Annotated in this window: 5 protein-coding genes and 1 pseudogene; 1 reads left to right on the top strand and 5 read right to left on the bottom strand. The window is 70.9% G+C overall.

Going from position 1 to position 6,600, the window contains the following annotated elements:
• The 5 genes and pseudogenes from VNT50_RS01800 to VNT50_RS01820 form a co-directional block, all read right to left on the bottom strand.
• Positions 1-311: YciI family protein (locus tag VNT50_RS01800; RefSeq protein WP_325483397.1), on the bottom strand; the 311-nt coding region annotated here is incomplete at its 3' end.
• Positions 312-509: 198 nt separating this feature from the next.
• Positions 510-860: a thioredoxin gene (gene trxA / locus VNT50_RS01805; protein WP_325483398.1), complete on the bottom strand. Its 351-nt coding sequence runs from the start codon at positions 858-860 to the stop codon at positions 510-512.
• Between the two features lie 55 nt (positions 861-915).
• Positions 916-1,917, bottom strand: coding sequence for a thioredoxin-disulfide reductase (trxB, locus tag VNT50_RS01810; RefSeq protein ID WP_325483399.1), 1,002 nt, complete (start codon positions 1,915-1,917; stop codon positions 916-918).
• A gap of 154 nt (positions 1,918-2,071) precedes the next feature.
• Positions 2,072-3,673 carry a murein biosynthesis integral membrane protein MurJ gene (gene murJ / locus VNT50_RS01815; protein ID WP_325483400.1) on the bottom strand — a complete coding sequence of 534 codons (1,602 nt, stop codon included), beginning with the start codon at positions 3,671-3,673 and terminating at the stop codon, positions 2,072-2,074.
• Positions 3,666-5,867 (bottom strand): annotated as a pseudogene (locus tag VNT50_RS01820) (DUF6049 family protein). Before VNT50_RS01820 ends, murJ begins: the two are co-directional and overlap by 8 nt.
• Positions 5,868-5,975: 108 nt before the next feature.
• Here VNT50_RS01820 and VNT50_RS01825 point away from each other — a divergent pair.
• A partial coding sequence (locus VNT50_RS01825) for a DUF7059 domain-containing protein (RefSeq protein ID WP_325483401.1) occupies positions 5,976-6,600 on the top strand: 625 nt, incomplete at its 3' end.

The raw sequence follows: 6,600 nt of genomic DNA on the forward strand, positions 1-6,600 counted from the left end.
GGGCCGAGGGGGCACTTCTTCGCCCAGTGCTCGGCCTCCTCGCGGCTCGCGACCTCGAGGATCCAGAATCCCGTGAACACCTCGCGGGCCTCGGCGTAGGGTCCGTCGGTGACGACCGGCGGCGTGGATGAGAAGTCGACGCGGAAACCCTCACTCGCGTCGCTCAGCCCTTCCGCGGTGAGGAAGACGCCGGCCTTCTGGAGGTCTTCGTTGTAGGCGCCCATCACGGCGACCACCTGCTCCATGTCGAGGGTCTCCGCCGCGATCGCCGCGGCCGCCGGCTCGACCTGCATGATCAGCATGTAACGCATCTTCGAACTCCTTCTGAGGGGTTCGTTCGACCCCTTCAACATGGACGTCGAACGAGATCCGCGGATATCGACATCCTGCCCGAGAATTTTCCAGATCAGGATGCCGCCGCCGGCCGCCGATCACGTTCGACCCGCCGCGGGGCGCGGAAAAGCCCCGGCTGTCAGCGATCACAACCGGGGCTCATCAAGGAGAGATGACTACCCGAGGTAGGCCGCGAGGTCCTTCTCGAGCGCGAACTTGGGCTTCGCGCCGATGATGGTCGTTTCGACCTCACCGCCGCTGAACACCTTCATGGCGGGGATCGAGGTGATCTGGTACTTCATGGCCAGATCGGGGTTCTCGTCGACGTTCAGCTTCAGCACCGTGATCTTGTCGGGGTGCTCCGACTGGATCTGGTCGAGCACGGGCGAGACCATGCGGCACGGTCCGCACCATTCGGCCCAGAAGTCGACGAGCACCGGCCCCTCGGCCTGCAGGACGTCCTGATCCCACGTGCTCGAGCTGGTTGCCTTGGCGGTCATGCGCTTTCTCCTTCTTTCGGAAGTCACTGATTCGTAGAACCTGTCGGGGAGCGGGATTGTTCCCCCAGGCGGTTCAGGCGGTTCAGGCGGCGGCCGCGTCGTCCGCGTCGGCCTCGGGGAGCCCGTCGATCTGGTCGACGTCGGCGGCGGGGGCGCCCGCCTCGCCCAGGGCGGCCAGGAAGTGCTCGGCGTCGAGCGCCGCCACCGTGCCGCTGCCGGCCGCGGTGACCGCCTGGCGGTAGGTCGGGTCGATGACATCGCCCGCGGCGAAGACACCGTGCACCGATGTGCGCGAAGAGCGCCCGTCGACCCAGATGGTGCCCTCGGGCGTCAGGTCGAGCGAGCCGTGCACGAGGTGCGTGCGGGGATCGTTGCCGATCGCCACGAAGAGGCCGTCGAGGGCGAGCTCGCGGGTCGATCCATCGACGGTGGAGCGCAGGGCGACGCCGTTCACGGCCTCCTCGCCCAGGATGTCGATGACCTCGGTGTTCCAGACGAACTCGATCTTCTCGTTCGCGAAGGCGCGCTCCTGCATGATCTTCGAGGCGCGCAGCGTGTCTTTGCGGTGAATGACGTACACCTTCGACGCGAAGCGCGTGAGGAACGTCGCCTCCTCCATCGCGGAGTCGCCGCCGCCGACGACCGCGATCACGCGGTCGCGGAAGAAGAAGCCGTCGCAGGTCGCGCACCACGAGACGCCGCGGCCCGACAGGCGCTCTTCGCCCTCGAGGCCGATCTTGCGATACGCCGATCCGGTCGCGTAGATGAGGCTGGAGGCCTCGTACTCGGCTCCGCTGCCGAGCTTCACGCGCTTGACGGGACCCGTCACGTCGAGCTCGACGACGTCGTCGTACAGGATCTCCGCACCGAAGCGCTCGGCCTGGTCCTGCATCTTCTGCATGAGCTCGGGGCCTTGGATGCCCTCAGGGAAGCCGGGGAAGTTCTCGACATCGGTCGTGTTCATCAGCTCGCCGCCGACCTCGACCGAGCTGGCCACGACGAGCGGCTCGAGGTTGGCACGGGCCGCGTAGATCGCGGCCGTGAATCCGGCCGGACCCGAACCGACGATGATGACCTGACGCACGCGAAACCTCCTGGGATCAACTGACGCACACTTCGACTCGGCTCAGTGCAAGACTTCGACTTCGCTCAGTGCAAGTGACTCAACACATGGTAACGGCGAGGCATTCCGCGTCGCGCCCCCGTGTCACAGCCGTGCGGGCGCTTCCCAGGGAAGGTCAGCCCCGCTTGAGCACCCGTCGCACCAGATCGGTCGCGACCTGCAGCTCCGGGGCCCGCAGCAGCGCCAGCACCGCCGCGTAGACGAGCAGGCTCACGCCGCCGATGATCACCGTGCCGACGGCGCCGGTGAGCTTGTCGGCCACCGCCCACCCGTCCGCCCCGCCCATGAGCAGGAACGTCAGCCACCCCGCCGCCCCGGCGGGGATCGCCGCGAGGGTGAAGCGGCCGAGGGCGAAGAGCGACTGCCGCATTCCGAGGTCACCGAGCCGGCGGTGCAGCAGCCACGAGGCGACGATCGCCTGCAGCAGGCTCGCGATGGACTGGCCGAGCGCGACGCCCGCGGTCAGCTGCTCTACGGGAAGCGTCCAGGCGGCGATCAGGGCCGTGAGCACGACGAGGACGCACTGGAACAGCGTGAAGAAGAAGGGCGTGCGCGTGTCGCCGTAGGCATAGAACGAGCGCTGCACGACGAACAGCACGGCGAGCGGGATGAGGCCGACGAGGAAGCACACGAGCACCGTGGCCGCTTCGACGGCGTGCTCGGCGGAGTTGGTGAAGATCCGGGATGCCGGCACCGACGCCACCGCGAGCGCGAAGGTCGCGATCACGATGAAGAGGCCCAGGATGCGGATGCTGCGCCCGATGTCGGCGCGCACCTCGTCGTCTCGGCCCGCGACGGCGTGCTCGCTGAGCTGGGTGAAGTAGGGGGTCCCGATCGAGAGCACGATGATCGAGTAGGGGAGCATGAAGATCAGCCACGCGTTCTGCATCGCGAAGACGGAGGCCCCCTCGCCGGACGCGGCGGACACGATCCGCGTCTGCATGAGGCCGGCGAGCTGGCCGGCCACCACCATCAGGAACGTCCACCCCGCGAGGCGGCCGATGTGGTTCAGCCCGACGCCGCGCCAGCGGAAGTCCGGGCGGATGACGATTCCGGTGCGGCGCCAGAAGAGCAGCAGCACCCCGGCCTGCACGATGATGCCGAGGGTCGCGGTCGCGCCGAGCCACGCGATCGACTCGGTGGTCCATTCGGCGACGGCGCCGAGGTCGGACCCGAACAGCAGGATGAACAGCAGGAAGCCGGCGATCGAGACGACGTTGTTGACGATCGGAGCCCACGTGAACGGCCCATAGACGCGGCGCGCGTTGAGCGTCTCGCCGACGAGCGCGTAGAGCCCGTAGAAGAAGATCTGGGGCAGGCACCAGTACGCGAACGCCGTGGCCAACGCCAGCTGGTCGGCGTCGAACCGGTCGGCGTACAGCTGCACGAGGAACGGCGCGAGCACCATCGCCAGCGCGGTCGTGCTCAGGAGCACCACCGTGCCGAGCGTGAACAGCTTGGAGATGAACGCGCGGCCGCCGTCGGGATCGGCGCTGACCTTCACGATCTGCGGCACGATGACCGCGGTCAGGATACCGGTCGAGATGATCGCGTAGATGTTGTTCGGCAGCTGGTTCGCCACGGCGAAGGCGTCGCCGGCCCGGCTGCTCACCGATCCGATCGCGGCGACGAGCACGATGTTGCGCAGCACCCCGGTCACGCGCGAGACCATCGTGCCCGCGCCGATCACGAGGCTCGCCCGGCCGAGGTTACTCACCGGCGCCCCCGGCATCCGCCCCGGTCTCGTCGGCCGAGCCGGCGCCCGCGGCATCCGCTCTCTTGGCGGACCGCCGGCGAAGCACCGTGCGCACCACGCCGAGCGTGACGAATCCGGCCACGAGGATGGCAAGGATGACCAGCCCGATGGCCTCCCAGTCCGCCCGCACCGTCACGTCGGCGGACTGCGTGTCGCCGATCGACACGCCCGTGCGGCTGCGCAGCTGCAGGTCGATGGTCACGTCGCCGCTGCCCACGCGGGCCTGCACCGGTACCTGCACGCGCGAGTTGCTGGCGGGCTGCGCGGTGACGACGGTCTGGCCTTCGACGACGAGGATCGCGGAGTCGGGTTCGGCGAAGAGCACGACATTCACCGGGAAGGGGAGGTCGTTGCGCACCCACACCGGCAGGGGCGCCTAGGGGCTCAGCAGCTGGATGGTGCTGGGCGGCTGGATGCCGACGGCTCCGAGGGTGGCGACGGTCTGTTCGCGGTGGGCGGCCAGCGCTGCGGTCCACTCGGCCGGCTGCGCCGACCAGCCGACGCCCAGCAGCTGGAGGATCGAGGTGCGTTCGGGGCCGGTGAGAAGGCTCGGCTGATCGAGGATGCTGGCGAACGAGGTGAGCAGGCCTTCATCGGCCATGAGGGCGGATGCCGCATCCACCCGCGCGGCTTCGGGCGCGACATCCGCGACCTGCACCGGCGCGCCTTCGCCCGCGGCAAGTGCGGCGAGGCTCGCGAGCTGGACTCCTGGGGTGTCGGTGACGGCGGAGATCGCGGTGCGCAGGGCCACCCGCGAGCGGTCCTGCCCGCGGTCGGGTGTCACGAGCACCGGGGCGCCGTCGGCATCCCGGCCGGCGAACGTCAGCAGCGCGGTCGCCTCGGTCAGCGGGGCGCCGCGCACGACGGAGTCCTCGACCGACGCGGCCTCGCCGAGCGCCTGCGAGATATCGGAGTCGTACACGAGCACCCCCGCACCCTCGGCGGTGACGCCGTGGGCGGGCACGGTCGCGCCCGTGGAGCCTTGTGACGTCGTGGCCGAGGGGATGAGGCTGAGGGAGGGGACCGCATCGGTGCCGAGACCGCCGAGCGTGTCGACGATCGCGGGGCTCGCGGAGCCGGGCAGCGGCCAGAACACATTGCTCCGCGCGCTCCCGATATCGAGCAGCGTCTCGAGGTCGGGCAGCACCGGCTCGGTGGGCGAGGCCGTCGGCGTCTCGGTCGGGGTGGGCCCGGGCGTGGGCGTCGCCTCCGGCTCGGGCACGAACAGGGCCGGATCGAGCAGGTACTGCAGCGTCTCGGGCGCCATCGGTGCCGCGAGACCCGCCCCGAGCTGCGCCGAGACATCGGCGTCGCCGAACTGGAGGGCGAAGCGCGGGTTCGGCAGGGCATCGAGGCGGGCGAGCCATTCCGTCGCCTCGGCGGGGGCCGACGAACCGAGCACGCGGATGGCCGCCGCGATCGCCGGATCCACACCGAGGATCGCGGAGGTGCCCTCGACGGCGTCCAGCTGCGCCGTCAACGAACCATCCGGAGCGGTGAGCGCGACGATCTCGTCGAGGGTGAGCACACCCGTCCCGATGGGCGTCGCGGTGATGGGCACGACGACCCCGACCGGCGCCGCCGGTGCCGCCGGATCGGGCACGATCATCGCACTGGCCGACATGACGGGGCCGGTCGGTCCGGCGTAGGCGGCGCGCAGCGGGTAGACGCCGGGCGCCCGGCCCGCGAGTGCGGGGTCGGTGCCGGCGACCATCAGGGCCGAGATGGAGGACGATCCCGCAGGAGTGCCCTCGGCGGTCGCGGTCGCGACATCCGTCACCTGCGCGGAGGTGCCGGTGTCGAGCCATTCCCGCAGGGCGGCGCGTCCGGACAGCGGCTGCGTCCCGATCGCCAGCGTGACCGCGGCGGGCGTGAGCGCCACCGCGGTCTCGTTCGTGATCGTCACCGAGACCGTGAGGCCCTGGCCCGGTGCGACGATGCCTCGGCCGACGGGCGCCAGGACGACCCCGACGGCGGGCGCGGCCTCGTCGTCGGGCGCCACGACCGCGCGCTCGGCGGCCGTCGCCGGCGTGCCCCAGGCCGCGGGAGCGCCCACGGCGGTCGCCACGATCACGGCCACCGCCGCCGTGGCACGCGCGAACACGTGTCGCCACCGGCGCGAGGTCGTGCCAGAAGAGGGAAGGGTCACGGTCATGCTGGCGTTCTACTCGAGTGCGATCACGGCCGCACGATCAGCCTCGAGTCTAGAGTCCGTGCCTCCGAGAGACCCGTGCGCCGCACGGGGTGACGGTTGAATGGGCACATGCACGACCTCTCCGAGAGCGAGCGCGCCCTTGCCGCCTCCCTCGCCCGCGACCTCGCCGACGCCGACTACCGCACTGCGGACCTGCGTGCGCTGTGGGGCGAAGTGGCCGCGAACGCGCTCGAGCGCGGCGACGCGGTGCCGGCCCGGCGGGCGCTCTCGCGGCATCCGTCCTCGCCCCTCGCGACGCTCGCGGCGCTCTTCTTCCTCGGCCATGCGGTGGGGGTGGATGCCGCCGCCATCGCGCTCGGGGGCGTCGGCGTTGCGGGCGCGGCGCGGCTGGGACTCGTGACCCTGACCGGCGACACGGTCGAGCCCGCGGCCGTGATCCGGCCGCACGCGTTCTCCGACGGGCTCGGCGTCGGCGAGTGGTGGATCGCGAGCGATCGTGACGAGCTTGCAGGCGTCTCGCCCCTGCGCGATGACCACGTACTCGGCGTGGGAGGCGCGGGTCGCACGCTCGCGGCGCTGCTCGGCGAGGAGCCGGTCGCGTCGGCCCTCGATCTGGGCTGCGGCTGCGGCATCCTGGCCCTGCATCTCAGTCGCAGCGCGGCGCGGGTCGTCGCGACCGACATCTCGGCCCGGGCGCTGCGGTTCACCGCGCTGAACGCCGCGCTCAACGGGG

The organism is Microbacterium sp., assembly GCF_035554235.1.
Lineage (GTDB): Bacteria > Actinomycetota > Actinomycetes > Actinomycetales > Microbacteriaceae > Microbacterium.